Annotated in this window: 21 protein-coding genes; 7 read left to right on the top strand and 14 right to left on the bottom strand. The window is 43.5% G+C overall.

Going from position 1 to position 21,090, the window contains the following annotated elements; all coding sequences use genetic code 11:
- Window positions 1–85 precede the first annotated feature (85 nt).
- On the top strand, window positions 86–832 hold the full coding sequence (gene pilW / locus OW495_RS01640; RefSeq protein ID WP_102512826.1) for a type IV pilus biogenesis/stability protein PilW: 747 nt from the start codon (window positions 86–88) through the stop codon (window positions 830–832).
- Window positions 833–961: 129 nt separating this feature from the next.
- Here the strand turns inward: pilW and rlmF are convergent, their stop codons facing one another.
- Window positions 962–2,284: a 23S rRNA (adenine(1618)-N(6))-methyltransferase RlmF gene (gene rlmF, locus OW495_RS01635; protein ID WP_289884593.1), complete on the bottom strand. Its 1,323-nt coding sequence runs from the start codon at window positions 2,282–2,284 to the stop codon at window positions 962–964.
- 4 nt (window positions 2,285–2,288) lie between these two features.
- Window positions 2,289–2,786: a M48 family metallopeptidase gene (locus OW495_RS01630; protein WP_099166885.1), complete on the bottom strand. Its 498-nt coding sequence runs from the start codon at window positions 2,784–2,786 to the stop codon at window positions 2,289–2,291.
- A gap of 137 nt (window positions 2,787–2,923) precedes the next feature.
- Between OW495_RS01630 and OW495_RS01625 the strand changes: the two genes are divergently transcribed.
- Window positions 2,924–3,160, top strand: a complete 237-nt coding sequence (locus OW495_RS01625; RefSeq protein ID WP_004734934.1) for a glutaredoxin family protein — start codon at window positions 2,924–2,926, stop codon at window positions 3,158–3,160.
- Between the two features lie 401 nt (window positions 3,161–3,561).
- Here the strand turns inward: OW495_RS01625 and OW495_RS01620 are convergent, their stop codons facing one another.
- On the bottom strand, window positions 3,562–4,434 hold the full coding sequence (locus OW495_RS01620; RefSeq protein ID WP_099166884.1) for a LysR substrate-binding domain-containing protein: 873 nt from the start codon (window positions 4,432–4,434) through the stop codon (window positions 3,562–3,564).
- 110 nt (window positions 4,435–4,544) lie between these two features.
- Here OW495_RS01620 and OW495_RS01615 point away from each other — a divergent pair, with 110 nt between their 5' ends.
- Window positions 4,545–5,744 carry an MFS transporter gene (locus OW495_RS01615; RefSeq protein WP_099166883.1) on the top strand — a complete coding sequence of 400 codons (1,200 nt, stop codon included), beginning with the start codon at window positions 4,545–4,547 and terminating at the stop codon, window positions 5,742–5,744.
- 85 nt (window positions 5,745–5,829) lie between these two features.
- Window positions 5,830–6,396: a DUF1415 domain-containing protein gene (locus OW495_RS01610; protein WP_065112397.1), complete on the top strand. Its 567-nt coding sequence runs from the start codon at window positions 5,830–5,832 to the stop codon at window positions 6,394–6,396.
- A 38-nt stretch (window positions 6,397–6,434) separates the two neighbouring features.
- Here OW495_RS01610 and OW495_RS01605 read toward each other — a convergent pair whose 3' ends face one another.
- Window positions 6,435–7,505: a sensor domain-containing diguanylate cyclase gene (locus OW495_RS01605; protein ID WP_099166882.1), complete on the bottom strand. Its 1,071-nt coding sequence runs from the start codon at window positions 7,503–7,505 to the stop codon at window positions 6,435–6,437.
- Between the two features lie 213 nt (window positions 7,506–7,718).
- On the opposite strand from OW495_RS01605, the gene OW495_RS01600 reads away from it, so the two are divergent.
- Window positions 7,719–8,294: a nucleoside triphosphate pyrophosphohydrolase family protein gene (locus tag OW495_RS01600; RefSeq protein ID WP_099166881.1), complete on the top strand. Its 576-nt coding sequence runs from the start codon at window positions 7,719–7,721 to the stop codon at window positions 8,292–8,294.
- 137 nt (window positions 8,295–8,431) lie between these two features.
- Here the strand turns inward: OW495_RS01600 and OW495_RS01595 are convergent, their stop codons facing one another.
- The 10 genes from OW495_RS01595 to OW495_RS01550 all read right to left on the bottom strand — a co-directional run bounded on the left by OW495_RS01595 (window position 8,432) and on the right by OW495_RS01550 (window position 19,486).
- Window positions 8,432–8,920, bottom strand: coding sequence for a GNAT family N-acetyltransferase (locus OW495_RS01595; protein WP_065103620.1), 489 nt, complete (start codon window positions 8,918–8,920; stop codon window positions 8,432–8,434).
- A 287-nt stretch (window positions 8,921–9,207) separates the two neighbouring features.
- Window positions 9,208–9,387, bottom strand: a complete 180-nt coding sequence (locus tag OW495_RS01590) for a hypothetical protein (RefSeq protein WP_004734908.1) — start codon at window positions 9,385–9,387, stop codon at window positions 9,208–9,210.
- 223 nt (window positions 9,388–9,610) lie between these two features.
- On the bottom strand, window positions 9,611–9,712 hold the full coding sequence (cydX, locus tag OW495_RS01585) for a cytochrome bd-I oxidase subunit CydX (RefSeq protein ID WP_004734907.1): 102 nt from the start codon (window positions 9,710–9,712) through the stop codon (window positions 9,611–9,613).
- Window positions 9,713–9,722: 10 nt separating this feature from the next.
- Window positions 9,723–10,859 carry a cytochrome d ubiquinol oxidase subunit II gene (gene cydB / locus OW495_RS01580; protein WP_099166880.1) on the bottom strand — a complete coding sequence of 379 codons (1,137 nt, stop codon included), beginning with the start codon at window positions 10,857–10,859 and terminating at the stop codon, window positions 9,723–9,725.
- A 12-nt stretch (window positions 10,860–10,871) separates the two neighbouring features.
- Complete coding sequence (locus OW495_RS01575; protein WP_099166879.1) at window positions 10,872–12,458, bottom strand: cytochrome ubiquinol oxidase subunit I; 1,587 nt, start codon at window positions 12,456–12,458, stop codon at window positions 10,872–10,874.
- Window positions 12,459–12,639: 181 nt separating this feature from the next.
- Window positions 12,640–14,052, bottom strand: a complete 1,413-nt coding sequence (locus tag OW495_RS01570) for a PLP-dependent aminotransferase family protein (protein ID WP_170960666.1) — start codon at window positions 14,050–14,052, stop codon at window positions 12,640–12,642.
- Window positions 14,053–14,265: 213 nt separating this feature from the next.
- Window positions 14,266–15,726: a lytic polysaccharide monooxygenase gene (locus OW495_RS01565; RefSeq protein ID WP_099166877.1), complete on the bottom strand. Its 1,461-nt coding sequence runs from the start codon at window positions 15,724–15,726 to the stop codon at window positions 14,266–14,268.
- 383 nt (window positions 15,727–16,109) lie between these two features.
- Window positions 16,110–17,555, bottom strand: a complete 1,446-nt coding sequence (gene gbpA / locus OW495_RS01560; protein WP_099166876.1) for an N-acetylglucosamine-binding protein GbpA — start codon at window positions 17,553–17,555, stop codon at window positions 16,110–16,112.
- 479 nt (window positions 17,556–18,034) lie between these two features.
- Window positions 18,035–18,394 carry a DUF6559 family protein gene (locus tag OW495_RS01555; protein ID WP_099166875.1) on the bottom strand — a complete coding sequence of 120 codons (360 nt, stop codon included), beginning with the start codon at window positions 18,392–18,394 and terminating at the stop codon, window positions 18,035–18,037.
- A 165-nt stretch (window positions 18,395–18,559) separates the two neighbouring features.
- A complete protein-coding gene (locus tag OW495_RS01550) occupies window positions 18,560–19,486 on the bottom strand; it encodes a LysR family transcriptional regulator (RefSeq protein ID WP_076671719.1) in 927 nt (308 codons plus the stop codon).
- Between the two features lie 185 nt (window positions 19,487–19,671).
- Between OW495_RS01550 and OW495_RS01545 the strand changes: the two genes are divergently transcribed.
- Together OW495_RS01545 and OW495_RS01540 are read left to right on the top strand one after the other, a co-directional pair.
- The gene (locus tag OW495_RS01545) at window positions 19,672–20,607 is read left to right on the top strand and encodes an NADP-dependent oxidoreductase (protein WP_102535811.1); all 936 of its coding nucleotides are present in this window, start codon (window positions 19,672–19,674) and stop codon (window positions 20,605–20,607) included.
- Window positions 20,608–20,633: 26 nt separating this feature from the next.
- Window positions 20,634–21,047, top strand: a complete 414-nt coding sequence (locus tag OW495_RS01540; RefSeq protein ID WP_099166873.1) for a RidA family protein — start codon at window positions 20,634–20,636, stop codon at window positions 21,045–21,047.
- Window positions 21,048–21,090: the final 43 nt, after the last annotated feature.

Raw genomic sequence — 21,090 nt, 5'->3', positions numbered from 1 at the left:
GTGTGTGGCTCGCATTCCATAATAGATTTACCACTTCAACGACTGCGATTTCATATGATGTGTTTGTGTTCATAAGGAGCCGCACATGCCTGCCAAATCGTTGTTTTCATATCCCCTATTATCAAATCTCGCACTACTCGCCTCATTCTCACTGGTTGGCTGCGTTTCTGTGACTGAAGGACCACCTAAAATAGAAAGCGACCCTATTGCGATGTCTGAATCTCGAATCGAGTTAGGCTTAGGGTATATGGGGCAAGGTAACATGGTAAGAGCTAGAGAGAATCTTGAACTCGCGGTTAAACATGCACCAAGTTACTATCGCGCGCGCCTGTCTATGGCTCACTACTTTGAGCGAGTCGGCGAAATTGATGAGGCCAGAGTGACTTATCAAAAAGCTCTGCGCTTGGATTCAAAAAATGGCAACGTGCTCAATAACTACGGCACCTTTCTATGTAAACAAGGTGAATACCAGCAAGCCGATAGATACTTCAACCAAGCTATTGATCAGCCTTACTATTATTTAGTGTCTGCAAGTTATGAAAATGCGGCTTTTTGTGCGTTCAAAGCGGGCGAAGTGGACCAAGCACGATACTACTTCACGAGAGCGATTGACCACGATCCAAACCGCGTAAAATCAGTTCTTCAGCTCTCTAAGATAGAGGTCAGTACTGAGGATTATAATGATGCTCGTCTGCGTCTGTTTAAATTCCACCAGCGTTATGGCTATCAAGTCCCCTCACTTCAAATCTTAATCGAACTAGAGAAGAAAGCCGGTAACAGCGCATTACAACAGAAGTACCAAAGTGAATTAGACGAGCTGCTTTCTGTTTAAACCAGCTTACGGTTCAGATGATAAAATGATTAAATAATTAGATCAAAAACGGGCTTGCTGAAAGTATCAGCAAACCCGTTTTTAATTTTAGAGGTCGGTTTTGAACCAGTTACTTTAGTCTTGGATTCGTTATTTCAACTCGATCCATTGTTGACGCTGTTCGTCGTCCATAAATGTCCAAGCAACGAAGCGACTGACTTTTTGTCCTTGCGACATCTCAACCACTTTCACTTGTTTTGCTCTCAGCTTACCAAGTTCTGAACGAATCATGTCTACGTTGTCTTTTTTAGAAATCAGTGTCGTAAACCATAAAACTTGCGTCGAGAACAATTGACTCTCTTTAGCCATTTTCAAGATAAACGCGGCTTCACCACCCGTACACCACAACTCGGTTTTCTGACCACCAAAGTTCAATGTTGGTTTGTTCGCTGCATCTACGGCATTCTGCACCGTCTTCTTGTTTTTACGCTCAGGCTTAAACGGTAAGCCTGCTTTCTTCGCTCGATTGGCTGCTAAGTTGTCTAGCTTACGTTGCGAACCTTGCTCAGCTTCTTCCTGTGAACCATGGAAAGGAGGATTACAGATAGTGACATCGTAACGCTCATTATCCTTGATCACACCTTTAAAGATGGATTCTGAGTCGGCTTGCAAACGACTGCGGATCTTACCTTTTAGGTTCGCATTGCTTTCTGCAATAAAGTTCGCCGCTTTCACTGAAACAGGATCCACATCCGTGCCAGTACAACGCCACTTATACTCTGTCGCACCGATGATTGGGTAGATACAGTTTGCACCAACACCGATATCTAACGCTTTAACCGAAGCATGGTTATAAGGTTCACCTTGGCTATCGCTATTCAGAATATCTGCCACTCTGTGGATGTAATCAGCTCGCCCTGGAATAGGCGGACACAAATAACCCGCTGGAATATCCCAATGCTTCACACCGTAGTGATGAGCAAGTAAGGCTTTGTTCAAAAGCTTGACTGCCAGAGGGTCGGAAAAGTTCACCGTATCTTCCCCTACTGGATTCTTAATCAGGTGCTCTTTCAACTCCGGCAATGCCGCGACCAACAGGTCAAAATCGTATCGGCCTGTGTGTTGGTTTCTTGGATGCAAACCGCCTTGAGGTTTTTCAGCCGAGCGTCTTTTCTGCGCTGCGTTTTTGTTAAAGGCAGTTTTATTAAAAGAACCCTTATTCGATGATCCTTTATTGGCACCCTGTTTACCTTTGCTATCTTTTGCAAAAGGTCGCTTTGCGTTGTTATTGCCAGCGCCTTTGGGTGCACTACTCTTACGGCTTTTATCAGATGTGTTCTTTGTAGAAATACGCTTGTCGCTGCTTGGCTTAGCTGTACTTGGCTTAACGTCAGCTTGATTGTCTTTTGTTTTTACTGATGAGGTACTATTTTTCGACAGGCTTAGCGTAGTTCTGTTTTGTGATTGGCTCATTGGGCTACTTCTTTAAATCTAAATACATCATGAATAAACGGGCATCTAACTCAAGTTGGTGATAGTCCGGTTCCATGTGACAGCATAGTTGGTAAAAAGCTTTATCGTGCTCTTTCTCTTTAATATGCGCCAGTTCATGAACCACCAGCATTCTCAATAGAGGCTCTGGTGCGTTCTTAAAAACACTCGCTATGCGAATTTCGTTTTTCGATTTGATCTTTCCACCGTGATTCTTTGCAACGTAAGAATGAAGGCCTAATGCATTATTGATTAGGTGTATCTTCCCGTCGTAAATCACTTTGCTAATGGGCGGTGTTTTTTTCATATAGCGATTTTTTATCTCAATCGCATAGTCAAACAAGGCTCTCTCGCTCTTTATCTCATGATTATTTGGATAACGAGCTTCAAACCAAGGCACTAATTTATCCGTCTCAAGTAACTGAGTCACGGGGTCAATAATGTGCTTAGGATAGCCTTGAATATACCGCAAAGAAGGATGCATGCTGAAAGACCGTACCGGTTACACCACGACAATACGTTGTGGTCTTGAAATTTGAGCCGCATAGTGTAACTGATCACACTTTTCTAATCACCTAGGATTCGTTACACTTTAGCGAGATTCACCAAGAGAATGAAAAAATGAAACGTGTTGTATTGTACGTCGCAGACAAATGCCCGCACTGTAAAGATGCCCAACGCTATCTGGACTCAAAGAAAATTGAATATCGTCTCACGAATGCAAAAATGCAGCGTGGTCGTAAAGAATTGCAGGCAATGGGCGCGCGCTCTATCCCTGTACTTAAAATCGGTGATCAAGTGATGGTCGGTTGGAATCAGAAGAACTTCGATAAGATGTATAACTCAAAGAACACATAACGTGGCCTAAGAGCTTAATACTTCTACACAACAAAGCCCGCAGATCCAACCAAGGATGTGCGGGCTTTGTTTTTTGTCTTTACTAAGACGCAAGAATTACAGCGCATTAACCTTTGATTTTGAAAACCATACCGCAATGCACACATTGGTACCTACCTTTAATACCAAAGAAACGATCCATAAACGTTCTATGAACCCTAACTAGCTTTTGCTCTTTACACTCACATGTCATAACCTAAGAACACCATACCATTAAGTATGACTATTATTGAATACTGGCCTTTATTAGTAAATTATAACCCCTTAATGATTGGTTCTCATTTTGTGATTCAATACGCAAAACAACGTGCAAAACGTGATCTTAGTTCAATTCGACCCTTATTTTGAACGTTAAAGATCAATCACACATATTGCTTCACGAAATCAATAAAGGTTCTGTCTGCCTTCGACAGATAGCCTTCTTTTCTCCAGGCCAAAGATAGGTTCAGTTTCACAGGGTCTTTGAATGGCACGCCGACAACATCTTCCTCGTACTCTGTCACTAAGCTGAGTAGTGCGGTAATGGCGAACTCTCGCTTCACTATAGAAAGAATCATCGGGAGCAAGTTGGTTTCGAATGCGATGGTCATGTCTAGGTTGTACTTTTTACAGGTCGCATCGATAAAGTCACGGTGGAAATAACCCGACTTGAACATGATGAGTTCTTGAGCGAAAAACTCTTCAAAGGTGATGGATGCTTGCGTTGCCAATGGGTGATCTTTACCAACGACGGCTAGCATTTCAGAACTCAATAAATGATCAGTTTCGAGGTCATCAGGCACGTTTTCATGATTAATCACGCCGATATCAAGCTCACCGTTTAATAACATTTCACGAATCGAAGCGGTACCCGCATCAATCAGTGTTAACTTGAGATTTGGGTATTGGCTCTTAAATGCCATCAAGACTTGCGGGAAAAAGTAGCTCCCCATCATACTTGGTGCTCCTAAACGCACCTCTCCTTTCTCTAACCCCTTTAACTCGTTCATTGCGAGCTGAGCATCATCAAACTGCTGGGCGATTCGCTTCGCATGCTCAAACAGTACCTTACCTTCTTCCGTTAAGGTGACGGATTTATCTCCGCGACGAAACAGAATTAACTCCAATGTTTGCTCCAATTTCTTAATAGAAATACTCAATGCAGGCTGTGCGATATGCAGCGCTTTTGCAGCCTGAGTAAAGTTACCAAACTGAGCAACGGCCAGAAAATGTCGAAGAGGTTTTGATTCAAGCATGTCGATATATTTTATATATAGAGGTGATATTTTTAATATATTTCTTTAATCACAATTGTGCTGATAACTTGTTCACAAATAGCTTATTAACTCGTGCAGGCACAACGTAAATGTTTGATAAAGGCAGTCCTCAATACAAACGCATCACCCAATCATTGGCGATTGGCTCGTTTATCATTTTCTGTAACCTTTACCTCTTTCAACCTATCTTGCCGCACATGGCCGAGCACTTCCAAGTATCTGAAACTCAAATCAACTGGTTGTTTGCCGCGACAACGCTGGGGCTTTCCATCAGTTTGGTGCCTTGGGCAATCGCTTCTGAAACCTTTGGTCGAAAACCTATAATCCTATTCAGTTTGTTCGCTATTCCTTTGATTGGATTGAGCATGGTGTTCACCACAACCTTGCTACAACTGGTTATTGCCCGAGCTTTCATGGGAATCGCAGTCGCTGCTTTTGCGGGCGTGGCGGTTGCCTATATGGTCGAAGAGTTATCGCCCAAAGCCTTTGCGGTCGCGATTGGTGGCTATATTGCAGCCAACTCATTAGGTGGCATTTTCGGGCGTGTACTCGGAGGCTTAATCACGGACTATTTCGACTGGCATGCGACTGTGTTGTTTTTCGTTGTCGGCTCTTTACTTGGCGCGCTCTATATTGCGTATAGCCTGCCTGACCAGCAAAACTTCAAACCTCAGAAAGGGTTGTTCTTTCATCATAACCGCTCTGTAGTGATGCACTTAAGAAACCGCACCTTGTGGCTCGCGATGTTGATTGGTGGCGCTAACTTCGCGCTGTTTGTTAACCTGTATTCGGTAATGGGCTTTAGGTTGGTATCCGAACCTCACTCAGTACCTGTTGGTTTGGCTTCACTCATATTCCTATGTTATTTGGCCGGAACGGTCAGTTCTAAGCTATCCAACAAATGGACACTTCGTTTTGATCCGTTAAACGGAATCTTGATAGGGGTGTGTATCAGCTTAATCGGAATGCTAATTTCTGCCGTCGACAAAGTTCCGTTCATGTTAGCAGGCTTGTTATTGATTAGTGGCGGCGCGTTCTTCGCTCATACCCTTGCCTATTCTTGGGTGAGTCAAAAAGCGCCAAGTGCGAAGGCCACAGCAACCGCACTTTACTTAGTCCACTATTACATAGGCGGAAGTTTGGGTGGTTTCTTACTCTTATATTGTTGGCAACTGTTTGGCTGGAATGGTGTGATCGCAGGTGGTTCAATCTTCTATATTGCGATTTTTGCTTGGGTCTATCAGTTAAAACAACTTCAAGGATCAACCTCGAAGCTAGCTGAAGCTTAAGTAACACAAGCTGTCTGATTGAATTATTGCTTTTGATTAACGTCCGTTCTGATATCCTACGCAAAATTTCATTTCGGAACCTGTTATGTCGAACACTCAAAGCACAGATCTTCAAACCATCCACGACCAAGTAAAACAATGGTTAGACGATGTCGTTATTGGCCTAAACCTGTGTCCATTCGCAGCTAAGCCACAACGTAATAAACAGATTAAGATCTTTGTGAGTGAAGCGAATACCGAAGAAGCGTTGTTGCAAGACATCATGACGCATTTCGTAGAGTTAGATAACACGCCAGTCGCGGAATTAGAGACGACTTTAGTGGTTGTCCCTAACATGCTGCAAGACTTCTTCGACTACAACATGTTCATTGATTGGATAGAAGCGCTGATCAAACAGGAAGATTGGGAAGGTGTTTATCAAGTAGCGACGTTCCACCCAGACTATTGCTTTGGTGGTGCGGATCCAGAAGACGATGAAAACCTAACGAATCGTTCTCCGTATCCTGTTTACCATTTGATTCGTGAAGCAAGCATGGAAAAAGTGTTGAAGCACTACCCTAACCCTGAAGCGATTCCTGATACGAACATAGCAAGAGTTGAGTCTTTAACGCCAGCGGAACGTCGTCAGCTGTTCCCTTATCTATTCAGCTAATTGCGGCAGTTGCCCATTAAGAACAAATCAATTTCGGCTTACGAACCGGAGTGTTCTTGATGATATGGACGAGAAATAAACTGATCTCGTCCATTTTGTTTAGCAATGTACAGGCATTCGTCGGCAACTTTGATTAACGAGTCTAACGCCGACATTCTTTCCCCTTTGGTGTCTCCAGTACTCAATTCAAAATGACATGCACCGATTGATATCGTGACTGGCTTTCTATCGAGTGTGATTTTCTTCATCTCTTGTAAAAGAGTCATGAACTTATCTTCCACACAACTTGGGGTTTTGTTTGGATACCAAAGAATGAACTCCTCGCCACCAAAGCGTGCCACGAACTCTCCTTCTTGAGTGTTATGACTCAACACGTTCGCCACTTTCTTTAACACAACATCACCCATTTGATGGCCGTAAGTATCATTAACGACCTTAAAGAAATCTATATCGACAACTGCCAAGGTTCCCTTTCCTAAAGACCCTTTTAACTGCTCAACTTCTGCATTCAGCGTTTTGAACAAGCAGCGTCTATTCGGTAAGTGTGTAAGAGGATCGTAAAGAGCTTGGTACTCTAGCTTCTCGTTTAGCTCTTTGAGTTTTCGTTCTTGCTGTCTTCTAACGAGTTCCACTTCTATCCATGAAGCCATTAACCTCATCACGTCAATGTCGAACTCTTTGAATTCACGATGATAAGGAGTCGGGCTTGAAAAGTTTAAGGTGCCATAAAGCTCATCATTGACGAAAATAGGGACACCAATGTAAGACTCCAGACCAAAAGATTGGTAGGCAGGATGAGTCGCATACTTATCATGCTTACCACAGTGTTCAATGCAGATAGGCCTAATCGATTTACACGTGATCTCACAGTAGGTCGAGCGATAATCGAAGGTGTCACCATTATTGAGTTCAACACCTTCGGGTGTGACACAGTGTTCAACTAAATAAGTATTACCATCGACTTTAGATAAGATACCAATATCTAAGTTGAAGCGTTCAAGCCCCATGATAAGCAGCTGAGCGATCTGAATATCGAAACCCTTTCGATAATCATTGGTGATTTGATACAAGCGGCGTATAACAATTTCACTTTCACTAGCTTGGTTCATAACTGGGATCCCACTGCAGCCAGAGTTAGTGGCAACATTAATATTTGGTATATTAAGAAGAGTAAAGGGTAAAAAAACACAATAATCAATTGGTTTGTATGCAAAATACCTCATTGGTCCAATGAATAAAAGTCGACTTCTTCGACTTTGCGTTAGCACCCTATTCCCAGCTTTGGTAAAATACCCCATTAACGAAACAGAATGGACAGGAAAATGAACCTTTCTCAACTAAGCCAAGAAATCTACGATCACCTTTACCGCGACATTGAAGAGTTCCGCAGTACTTTTGATCTGCCTGTTGCTGCTCCTGAAACAATGGACGAAAAAGGCGATACGCTACACACCTCTCTAGCGATCGAAGAACTAACAGAACTTGCAGAAGCTGACTCAAAAATCGAACAAGCGGACGCTATTGTAGACAGCGTTTATGTTTTGATGGGACGTCTGGTTCACCTTGGTCAAGCGAAGGTTGAAGACAACCTAGCAATCAGCTACCTGATCGACCTACTGTTGAATGTTTCTAAAAACCGTTCAATCGACTTTCTACCTTGTTGGGACGAAGTACACTCAAGCAACATGAGCAAAGTATGTCGCAACGAAAAAGAATACGCAGAAACTGAAGCTTTCTATGCTGAGCAAAACATCAAACTGATGGCGGTTCAAAAAGGCGAATACATCATCGCTAAGTGTGCGGAAGATTTCGTATCTGAAGGCAAGACTGTTCGCCAAGGTAAAGTACTAAAATCAGTACATTACCGTCCTGCGAACCTTGAGTCTCTAACGGCTTAAGTAAGGCTACAACTGAAGCACTTTAAAGCCTCAGTTGACTGAAATCGAAAACGCCACGTTATTTTAACGTGGCGTTTTATTATCTATTAGAAATACTCTAGCTGTGTTAATTGGAGCCGTGTAATAGAAACAGAACACTAGACCAGTCGAGCCATGTGATAAGCCGCCACGTATTCGCCATTTCTAAAGGCAAATCCAGCCGACTCCCCTTCAATCACGAAGCCAAACTTCTTATACAGGCTGATTGCTCTTTCGTTATCGGTATATACCGTTAGCTCAAGTCGCTTGATGTTAATCCAGTTATCACACAAGTCGATCGCGGTCGCGAGCAGTTGGCTACCGACACCTTTGCCTAATACATCATCTTTAACACCCATACCGAATGAAGCAACATGACGCCTTCTCGGGTTTACACATACTTCCATTCCCAAATTACCAACAATCTCATCATCGATCATCGCGACATACGAGTACACGTTGTCAGGTATATTTGAGATTCGTTTCTGCCAGCTTTCCAGAGATGGATTTGGGAGTTGCAGCGTACCGGTATAAGCATTAGTGCATTCGTAAACTTCTTTTATTCCCTTTGCATCTGACGGTTCAGACCGTCTCACTATAATACTCATCGCAACTCCTACTATTATTCTTCGCTAAATGTGATACACATCCTCAATGTGCACCTAGACACACTATCAAATAGTAAATATTTAACAATAGGTTAGATGAAATTGTTTCAAATTAAAAAACTAGTAAGCGGGGTAAGTAGTATTCTGATGAAGGCGTGTTAATAGTGCGGTTTTACTTGTCGTGGCTAACGGAACATTCCCCATGGAGAGAGTAAAGGATAGATTATTATGTTGATGTGATATGGACACAAAGATATGTGCCCATATTGTTAAACTAGCTCTCTTGATTAGTCACGTTCACATTGAACTTGCATGACTTTAAGATCCGTAGCATTGAGCTTCTTAGCTAACGCTGCGCCTTCTTCATTACATTGCTCAAGAGTCGTAAATTGAGTGTTAACTTCCATTTCTGCTGTGCTGTCAGCGCCACCCATCATTAGGCTTAGAATCAGTGTTAGTTCGTACATAAGTTAATCCTCTTTCGAGTTTTGAAAGCATCCATTCGAATAAGATAAAGTGACTAAACTGAGTCTTAGCTCACTTGTTTCGTTTGAGGTAATTCTAGTCATTCACTCGAATCGAGTCTTACCATTTTGTGCCACTAACTAATAAAGCAGCATAGCCTTGATTTAAAGGCGTAAAAAAGACCAGAGCATCACGCTTCTGGTCTTTTTATGAATAAAACGTCAATCAGAACTCAGTTTCTGAGTCACTTTTCTCTAAGCTAATGACATTCAAAACTGCAAATGCAGAGGCTAGGAATAAGCCTAATATCCAAACAAAATACCACATGAGAAACTCCTTAATACAGTGAATGGCCGTTGCGTTCGACATACTCGTTATCGAGTCGTCCAAACATCGTGCGATAACTAAAAGCGGTGTAACACAGGATGATTGGCACCATCACGAATGCTACACCTGTCATGATGTTCAAGGTCAGTTCGCTTGATGTCGAGTCCCAAAGGGTTAAGCTATGACTTGGATTAACGCTAGACGGGATAATGAATGGAAACATCGAAAAACCAGCCGTCAAGATGATGCAAGCATTAGTCAGGCTTGAACTAATAAAAGCTATCGCATCCCATTTCAACCTTGCGCTTATCAAAGCTAATAGCGGAATAAGCACACTGCCAGTTGGCGCAAACCACATCCAAGGGTACATCTCGAAGTTAGTTAACCAAGCACCAGTTTCTGCCATCGCTTGTTTGTTTAACGGGTTTGAAACAGCGCTATGGTTCAACTCACTAACAATCAAATAACCATCAATTTGGCATATCGCTAAACCGCCAATGACCATCAAGCTAGCTACAAGCATCGCGCTCGCCTGCACAACCAATCTTGCCTTGTTGTATAGCGCATCTGTCGTTTTCATCATCAGCCATGCACTGCCTTGCAACAACGCCATCAATAACCCAACAAAGCCACACAACAGAGCAAACGGATTAAGCAAATCAACAAACGATCCGTGATACTCAACCATAAGCAAGCTATTGAGCGAGAAAGGAAGCCCTTGCATCAAGTTGCCAAACGCGACACCAAATAAAATCGACGGAAAGAAGCCTGAAAACGAAATCGCTAAATCACACACTTTTCGCCATTGGTCCTTATCTATCTTGGCTCGGTACTCAAGTGCAAGAGGACGCAGCCACAATGAGATAAGAGCCAAGTACATAGCAACATATAAGCTTGAAAACGATGTCGCATACACTAACGGCCAAGCCGCAAACAAAGCGCCACCTGCGGTAATTAACCACACCTGGTTGCCGTCCCAATGGGGTGCAATGGAGTTAATCATCACTCGTCTTTCAGAGTTGGTTTTACCGATCAACGGTAACAACGCTCCTACTCCCATATCGAAGCCATCGGTGATCATAAAACCAATCAGCAGCACACCGATTAGCACCCACCAAATTAAACGCAATGTGTCATATTCGAACATGAGTCAGTCACCTTATTGTTGAACTTGTTGTGCCAATTTGGCTTCAAGTGATGTTGTTATTTGTTCATAGTGATAACGCCCCGTTTTCAAACTGCTTGGGCCTTTTTTAGCGACGGTAATCATCAAGTAACTTTCAACAATGATGAAGACGGTATAGAGGCTGATAATTAGTGCGAGAGACGTAAGTAGGTTCTCAACAGTTTGCAACGATGCCGCGACCGAAACAGGGAGAATTTCACCCACCGCCCATGGTTGACGACCATATTCAGCAACAAACCAACCGGCTTCAATTGCCACCCAAGGTAATGGGATTGACCAAAGTGCCGCTTTCAATAGCCAAGGCTTTTGAGTGATGTTTTTACGGTAGGTTTGTAAGAAAGCCGCGCCAAAGACAAACAACATAATGAAGCCACAACCCACCATGATTCTGAATGACCAGAACAAAGGCCACACAGTTGGAATTGAATCATCAGCTGCTTGTTGGATTTGCTGTTCGGTAGCGTCGGTCACGGTGTCTGTGTATCGTTTAAGTAATAAGCCATATCCGAGGTCTTGCTTGGTTTGATCGAAAGCTTGTTCCGTCTCATGTGAGGTATCGCCAGATCGCAAACGCTCTAGCAGTTCATAAGCGATGATTCCGTTGCGAATGCGGACAAGGTGTTGGTCGCGTAAGTCATGAAGACCAGTTACTTGTTCATCCAAAGATCGTGTTGCAATAATTCCCATCACATAAGGAATTTTCACAGCGAAGTCAGTTTTGCCTTCCTCTTGGTTTGGTAACCCGAACAAGGTGAACGCCGCAGGTGCGGGTTCTGTGTGCCATTCCGCTTCAATTGCCGCAAGTTTCACTTTTTGAACGTCACCCAGTTCATAACCAGATTCATCGCCAAGTACGATTACGGAGATAATCGATGCGATACCAAAAGACGCCGCTACAGCGAAAGATCGCTTGGCAAAAGCAATGTCTCGCCCTTTAAGCAAGTAGTATGAACTCACGCCAAGGATAAACATCGCACCGCAGGTATAAGCTGAAGCGACTGAGTGCAAGAACTTAACTTGAGCTACTGGGTTGAGCACCACTTCGGCGAAGCTAGTCATTTCCATACGCATGGTTTGGTAATTGAACTCCGACCCTATCGGGTTTTGCATCCAACCGTTAGCAACTAGAATCCATAATGCAGAGAAGCTAGAGCCCAACGCCACCAACCAAGTCACGACAAGGTGCTGGCGTTTGGACAGCCTTTCCCAACCGAAGAAGAACAGTCCAACAAAGGTGGATTCTAGGAAGAATGCAACAAGGGCTTCGATCGCAAGAGGAGCACCAAAGATGTCGCCGACATAGTGAGAATAATAAGACCAGTTGGTGCCGAACTGGAACTCCATGGTTAATCCGGTCGTGACACCTAAAGCGAAGTTAATACCAAACAGTTTGCCCCAAAAGCGAGTCATGTCCTGATAAATTTGCTTACCGGTAAGCACATAGATCGACTCCATGATCGCCAGTAAGCAAGACATACCAATAGTTAACGGGACGAAGAGAAAGTGAAACATAGCGGTTAGCGCAAACTGTAAACGCGACAATTCAACTACATCAAACATTTAAGCTCCAAACATCATAATGATGGCTTTCATATTAAGAATTGGAGCGTATTTCAGCACAGTTCGAACAAACCAAACTAGAACAGATGAGCTGTTAAAAAACAGAACAGATTAAATTATACGACGAGTGACAAGCTAGATTTTAGGTAAACATAGTCGAGGATCGACTAACGACTTAGGCTTATGATTCCATGGTCTGAATCAAACTACCTAGCGTACGAATGGCTTCTGCTATTTTGTCGTCACAAGCGTACGAGCAGTTGAGACGAATATGATGAGAGAACTTTTTGTCGCTGCTGAATATAATTCCCGGCGCAACAGAGATGTTGTGTTCAAGTGCTTGCTCATAAAGCTTCTCTACACAAACAGAATGAGGCAACTCTATCCAAAGGAAGTAACCACCTTGGCTTTTATGAATCAGCGCACTCTTAGGCAAACTGGACTCTAAAAGAGCTATATGTGCCTTCTTCCTTTCATTCAAAAGCTTGCGAAGTTTTTTAAGATGGTTGTCATAGCTATAAAACGTAAGGTAGTGAGACAAGCCAAGCTGAATCGGAATACTGCTGGAGAGTGTCGATAGATGCTGCAACCTCTGAATCTTTAACGCTTGTTTCCTCGCAACTACCCAACCAATTCGAAAGCCGGGCGACAGTGATTTGGAAAACGAGCCACACAGCATGATTTGCTCGCCAGTGTCATAAGCTTTGGCTGGCAATGAGCTTTGGTTGCCGACATGAAGTTCACGATACACATCGTCTTCAATCATTGGGATCTGATGGTCATTCACTAACTCGGCGAGTCGCTGTTTGTTGTTATCACTCATCGAATAGCCAACAGGGTTTTGCGATTCTGTCATGAACCAACATGCTTTGATGTCCATTGAAGCAAACACCGACTCCAATACATCTAAATCGATACCAGTTTCAGGATCAGTCGGGATCTCTACCGCCGTTAGGTTTAGCCTTTCAATGGTCTGTAACACACCGTAAAACGCAGGGTACTCTATCGCGACTAAGTCACCCGGCTCGGTACAGGATTGCAGGCATAAGTTAAGTGCTTCCATTGCCCCAGACGTGATCACTATATCGTCGGGCAATACATTTAGCCCACCAGCTTGATAGCGCTGAGCGATTTGCCTGCGTAACGTTTCACTGCCCGGTGGCAAATTAGTAAGCATGCTGTTATCGGGCATTTGACGACTGGCATTGGCTAGACTGCGCGACAACGCTTGATGCGGAAACAAAGCAGGATCTGGAAATGCCGAGCTGAGTGGAATAATGTTAGGGTCTTTGGCTCGTTGAAGCACATCGTAAAGCAGGTCACTGATTTTAACGGGATACGGCTTGATGGCTTTTTGTTGCGTGTGTTCTGAGGTGAATACATTTCTACGCGATAACACGAAATAACCAGATTTAGGCTTTGAGCGCACATAGCCTTGGTCTTCAAGCTGTTGATAGGCCTGAAGTACCGTCTCGATACTGAGTTTATAGCGCTTACATGCGTCTCTAATTGATGGGATCTTCTCACCACTCAGCCAGATGTTTTGTTCTATCTGATTCTTGATTGTATTGGCGAGTATCTGAGATTTTTTCATCAAAAAGTCTTTTCTATCTAATGTTCAAAAGATTACGAAACCGTGGATATTCGAAGCATTCGGACATTCAGGTATAACAAAGCCCTACCCTAAACCCAATTACCCTCACGGTCGACTTGTTTATCCCTCCCATAAGAAAAGACACCACACTCGTCAATCAAGTATGGTGTCTTGGTTATTACGTTAAAGCTAATTAACTAACAATAGTTAAGATTAGTTAGCTGGACGCCACACGCCCCATTGATCATTTTCGTAGGTCGCTTTAGGGTTTGTACCACCTTGAACCCACCATTGCGCTTTCCATGACTGGTTCGAGTAAGTCACGACTTCGCCACCAAGGTAAGTCGCTGATGAGTCCCACGTGCCATTGTCTGGGTCTGGAGTCGGATCAGGATCCGGCGTTGGATCTGGGTCTGGTGTTACACCACCGTCATCGGCAATTACTTCAAAAGTGAAGGTTTCAACACTGTCACTTTCAATAGAACTAGCCATGAATGACAAGGTTTCATTAGCTACAATACCAGCCGTATCTACGACAACTGACGCAGTACCGTTATTTTGGATGCTTACAGCAGAACCTTGAGTTTGAGTTAATGTCGCCGCTTCACTTGTTGCAATTACAACTTTGTCGCCAGCATTCACTACGTTGTCACTCTTCACTAGCTCGTAGATGTCGCCTTTCAATGGCTCAACACCACCGTCGCCACCATCAATCAACGTTAACTGACCAGAAGCACGACTATCCTTTGAGTTGAAGAAGTTACGTGAAGGATCGTTTTGGAAATACATGTAGTGCTGCATTTCAGCGTGCCAGTCACCAATGAAGATCGCGCCATCTTTGAACTCTTCATGCCAGCCGTTAATTTCTGAAGCCAACAAACGAGCCCAATCGTTAACGTTTGAAGCGTCGATAACGATGTCGAAGCTACGCGCTACTTCACCGTACTTGTTGATGATGTCGTATTTAACCGTATCACCAATTTCTGGCGTACCAAACTGGTCAGAAACAAACAGGTCGCCACGGACTAGATCAGGCTCAGGACCCGGCTCTGGTGGAGGAGTTGTACCACCCGCGATTGTGATGTCTGAACAGTTGTAGAAGCCTTCTCCTGCTGCATCGTCACGTTGCCAACGTACGTATAAGATTGCGTCGCCAGAGCGGTCTGAAGGAATCGTTACGTTGATACGGTATTTGCCACCACTTACAGGAACATTCCCAACTTCTTGGATAAGATCTAAATCACCCCACGCTAGGCCTTTGCTCAGGTCGGCGTTTGGTTTCGTTAGGTAGAACTCCCAGAATGACGGGTTGTGTGGTGCAGTCGCATTGAATACATATTCAAATGTACCAGTGCTTAGCTCGGTGCGAGTCCAACCTGTATGAGGTGCGCCCATACCACGCTTTTGCGAATCATTGGCATAACACAAAGTGCCGTCTGGAATCGCAGCCTTTACAGCATTGATGTTGTTGAAATCTTGGATGTTTTTCGCATATTCATTACGTTGAACGAACGGATATGACCCTGAAATATCTTTTGCTTGAGCACACGCCGCATTTGGTGGCGTACCTGACCAAACTCCGCCCTGCTCGTAACACGTATTCTGACGTGCACTTGGAAATTCAGACCAGCCATGAGCGTTTGCCACTGATGGCACGCTCGATAGCATAGCCATCCCCACTGCTATTTTTAGAATATTATTATTTGCTGTTTTCACTTTCCCACTCTCTATTATTTTACCCTGGACACAACATCAATTGGTCACTTACCAACCTAAATTGCAGTTCGAAGGTTTATAGTTTTTTATTGAAGAACAACGAAAAATATATACGTCAATTTTATCAATGACAGCGGGTTTTATATTGATAGGAATCAGAGTCACACAACTCAAACAAAAGCGTTGTAGATAGATGATGTTGCTTCGAATTATTGGATCTCAGTATTCCGTCTTGATTGACGCAACATTATTCAAAGTGAATAAAAAAGCGGCTTAATGAGTAAGCCGCTTGGAAGTTTGTGTATCGAATAGAGAACCGAGCCTAGTCGACTAATGAAATCTTAATCCAATTTTTTCCATTGTTGTTCAACCCAATTAGGATCTTCAGCAACACCCGGAAGATACGCTTCTTCATTACACTGTTCAGCCCATGAGCCAAAGCATTGATAAATACCTTCGCCTTCAAATAGGACGATGTCTCCATCAACGTAACTACCAAAACCTTCTGGATACACATAATCATGTTCAGGGGGTGGTGTGCCGGCTTCAATCAAATGGAAATTCAACGTCTGTTGCCCTACCAACTTGTCTTCACTGTTTTTCACAATCACGACTAACATGTGGTGCCCAGCTTCTGATTTGGATAAAGGCAGTGCTATCGATTCTGACGAATCATCTTCTACTTCACCACTCCAGTGCGCCAATGACTCTCGACCATGGTTATACACCGTCAATTCAGCTTTAGCATCACCTTCAGCCAGCAGTGTTAGGTCTAGAACTGTTGCTTCTTCACCAATTACGTATTCAGGCTCTAACCCTTCAACTGTGAGTGAGGTGTCAGGTTCCGGTACTTCAACATCGTAGCCTATTTCTACGCGCTGGATACCGCTGTCTTTATTGACGTATATCGGGTTCACGCCATAAATTGGATCGAACCCGCTTTCACTCCATACACCAGATTTAATATCGTCATGATCCTGATTAACTTTGGTCGCTAATGCCTTTGACCAGTTCTTTGATTGGCCAGCTTCACTGTCAGTAATCTCAAGACGAGTACTTAGTGCAGCGTTTTCGCCAGAACCATCAAAGACACGTGTGTATACCGCATCACCCTCTTTCAAATTCATGGTCGGAATTATCTGGCCTGCATTTCCCCAGCCCGGTAATTGAGAGTCATCGCCATCAAACACAACATCAATCGCGTTATAGAAAGCCTTATCTGTATCACCAACATCCCAAACCGCCAGAATCACATGATAGCCTTCTCTCTCCGGTACGTTACAAGTGTGAGTAGCCGTATCTTGTGTCATCTCTCCATGACCATCAACTTCACAGAAAGGTGCAAGGTTGAATGCAGCACGTGTCAGTGGTGAGTTTTGGTCCCATCCATCTTTCGTGATGTAATACTTGAAACCAGCTGCAACGTGGTTAGCCTTAAATGTCCACTCAAACTCTTGGGAACCCGCTTCTATTGGGCGTTTCTGCCAGCGCTCTGAAGTTTGTTCATCTAGATTTCTTGCAATTGATATCTCAGCACTAGCAATGTAACCATCATCAGGCCCGCCTTCAGGGAAACCGTCATCACCTTCCACACTTTGTGGTTCGTACTGTATGTTGCCGCAGTCCATGTTCTTAGGCTGACCTTCAGAATCTTCTAGGTGACACAGAGCGACACGACTTATTATGTTGCCTTCATCATTTAGTGACACAAAACCATGTGCCATAGCACCACCACAAACGGTAGACAACGCAATCGCTAGAGCCGTTTTCTGTATTCTTATTCTCATAACATTTCCATTTAAAGACTTCATTATTCCAATTAACAGACCTCAATAATTTGGCCCGTCGACCTATCCAATATTGTGGATTGATCTGATATTGCAATTCGCTATTAACGGGTTACTTGGCTTGAATATAGTTATTTAGCTCGAACATTAATAAAGAGAATGCATATCAGTCGATTTGAGCATGGTTTATGAAGACGGGATTATTTAATCAATAAGACTGATTGATACTCAGCAAAGCTGATAAGGTAAAAAAGCCAGTTCATACATCTGAAAAATATGAGGTTTATTCAAAATTTAATGAGACAGAGCATTAACTATTTGAATGGAAAAGGCATAGGCTGGTTTAGAAAAGATTGGATGAAAACGGAAAGAGTCGAGTTTCTCGTCAAAATAACGATTTTGACGAGTCATCATAAATAGCGGGTTCGATTAGATCAGGAGAGGAATAAAATTGCTTACTAGTTTATTGCCTCAGAAGCTTAATAACGGCTGTTCATACCAAAGCGATGTGACATGTCATCGTCCATACGACCGCCCTTCCAGCCGCCGCCACCCAAAAGATTGAGCACATCGCGCGCGGTGTAATTCTCGCCGCCGAAGAAGTCATTAGACACATCATTACGTAACAGCTGGATAATGGGAACCAATTCAACATCTAAATCTTGTGGATCAGCAAATAAAGCCAATGCGATTTGCTGTTGGCGTTTACTCAATTCACGAGAACTCGTTTCGACTTGACCGATCGAGAAAAAGTCACGGCTTCCGTAACTCTGTACCATCTTTGCAGACAGTAACTTAATCACCTTTTTGATTCTTCGTCGTTGAATATATCTAAACACTCTAGTTCCTCTTTCAATTTACAAATATCACATCAAATGTTGTTCAGATTTGAGCAACACTTAGAATGTCACTCTTTATGACGATGCTCAATATATAACGTCAGTAATATACTGATTAACAATGCAAAAAGGCAGTTTCGAGACAAATACTCTTTGCACCGCTTCTCATTGAAACGGATCAATAAGTAAATTTTTAGGTAAACCATGATTCAGAACACTAAGTACTTTCTGACGTAACCATAGCGTACCTTGATCACGTTGATGGCGCACATGCCAAGACATCGAAATGGGTCCCGGCTGCATGGTGAATGGCGTTTTCTTAATCACCAGTTCTCCCTTGCTCACGCTCTCCGATATTATCGGTAATGGAATCGTCGTGATCATGTCAGTATTGATTAACAACTTAGGTATGGAGTAACAGTGGTTCACCGTCATGGCGATGCGCCGCTTCATCCCCTTCTGTCCTAGTAGCATGTCTACCCCGCCCGTCGCTTCACCTGATAACGAGAGCAACAAATGATCAGCACTAGCAAACGCACTTAGCGATAGCTCTTCACTGGCTAACGGGTGATCGGCACGCATTGTGCACACAAAGTGATTATCAAACAGATGTTGAGTTTGAACTTGAGCTGAGTTGCCTTCGAAATAATCCAAAACCATATCGACATCGGCACTGAGCAATAACTTTTCTCCATTGACGTTGTAAGGTACGGCGTGAATATTAACGTCAGGCGCTTCTAACTCTATTCGTTGCTTTAACGGCAACCAAAACAGATCTGCCATCCAATCTGTGGTCGCGATTCTAAACGTGCGCTTTAACGTCGCAGGATTAAACTCATCACGCTCAGTTGCAATCCGTATTGATTCTAACGGCTCACCAATCGTTTTCCACAACTCGACGGCGTAAGGGGTTGGGCGAATCCCTCTTCCTTGTTTCACGAATAAAGGATCTTTCCAAGCGTGACGCATTCGAGAGACTGCGTTCGATACCGACGGTTGCGTCATCGACAATCGGTCTGCAGCCACAGTAATCGAGCTTTCCTGCATGATTGCATCAAAAATAACCATTAAATTCAGATCGACATTCGCCATCTTACTTGCCTAATTACACGAGGAGTTAGATGCATGAGTATCGACAAACTCATCATATTAATCAATGCATATTATACCAATCATCAATTAGACGATAAGTATCAAGTTGGGCAAAGTGAGTTCGACAAGCAGATTAAACCGCTGTTAGAAAAACAAATCAGATGACTCACTTATAAGGAAATACGATGAAAGCCGTGTATTTAGAAGAGTATGGGAGTGCGCAGAACTTAACCTTCGGCGATATAGCCAAGCCCAGCATCACACCAAATCAAGTGCTGATCAAAGTACAAGGCGCGGGGGTAAACCCTGTCGACTGGATGGTAAGAGAGGGATTCTTAGAGTCTACTGGTCAACATGAAATGCCACTCATTGTTGGCTGGGATGCAGCAGGACAAGTTGTCGAAAAAGGTAACAATGTAAGCAACCTTAAACTTGGGGAACAAGTCTATGTATATGCGCCCATTTCTGAACAAGGTGCCTACGCCGAATACCTTGCTGTCGATAGTGATTTAGTAGCAAGTGCGCCTAAGTCTCTCGACATGGTGACTGCTGCGGCTGTGCCATTGGCCGCAACAACAGCATGGCAAGCACTTGTTGAAGGCTGCCAACTCAAAGCAGGTCAACGTGTCCTTATTCACAATGCATCCGGAGGTGTTGGTAGCTTTGCAGTTCAAATAGCGAAATCACTCGGCGCTTATGTTATCGGAACAGCGTCAGCCAGCAACAAAGCCTACTTAACGGCTTTAGGGGTCGATCAATTCATTGATTATCAAACTCAACGCTTTGAAGATCTGGTTGATGAGTTAGATGCTGTACTCGTCGCTGTAGGAGGTGATGGCATCGTGGAACGCTCACTCGAAGTGGTACGAAAAGGTGGCAACGTAGTCTCACTGTTAGATGACATCGAAAGCGCATTACCATTGCAACTAGGCGTAAACTTTCAACGTTGGTGGGTTTCACCCAATGCCAGAGATCTACAACGTATTGCCGCTTTAATTGATGATGGCGTAGTTAAAGTGAACATCGATAAGGTGTTCCCACTATCTAAAGCCGCTCAAGCACACGAGTTAAGTCAGTCGAAACGTGCTCGTGGCAAAATCGTATTGGAAGTTTCGTTGTAAACACTATCAAGGAAAGAGGATATAAAATGGCCATTAAACAAGCTTTTCGTAATAAGAACCTACCCGATATGAGCAATGCGTTTAGTTGGGGACTAAAACTAAGTGAATTCAGCGAAGTATTCTTTGTCACAGGTCATGCTGACTGTAACCCGGATTTTATTACTCAATACCCTAATGATCCTGTTGCTCAAACACGATTAATTCTAGGCCAAATGAGGGCATTCTTAGAAGACGCTGGCTTTAGTGTTAACGACATTGTCAGGACGGATTGGACATTTACCAACGAAGTAAACTCTGCACAATTCGAAGGCATTGCTCATGTCTGGGAAGAGTTTTTAGGTGATGTTGAAGTAAAACCAGCGACAGGCACGTTGCGCTATGTTCAACGTTTAGGGATGCCAGATATGATGGTTGAATATGAGATGATGTTGGCCCGATAACTGGGAAGTTTTCCAATCCTAAGATTCAACCGTCTTACCCAAA

It is taken from the genome of Vibrio sp. 14N.309.X.WAT.E.F5 (genome assembly GCF_030397615.1).
Taxonomy (GTDB): domain Bacteria; phylum Pseudomonadota; class Gammaproteobacteria; order Enterobacterales; family Vibrionaceae; genus Vibrio; species Vibrio lentus.
Note: the sequence above shows the minus strand (reverse complement) of the source record. Positions and strands in the feature narration are given on the sequence as shown.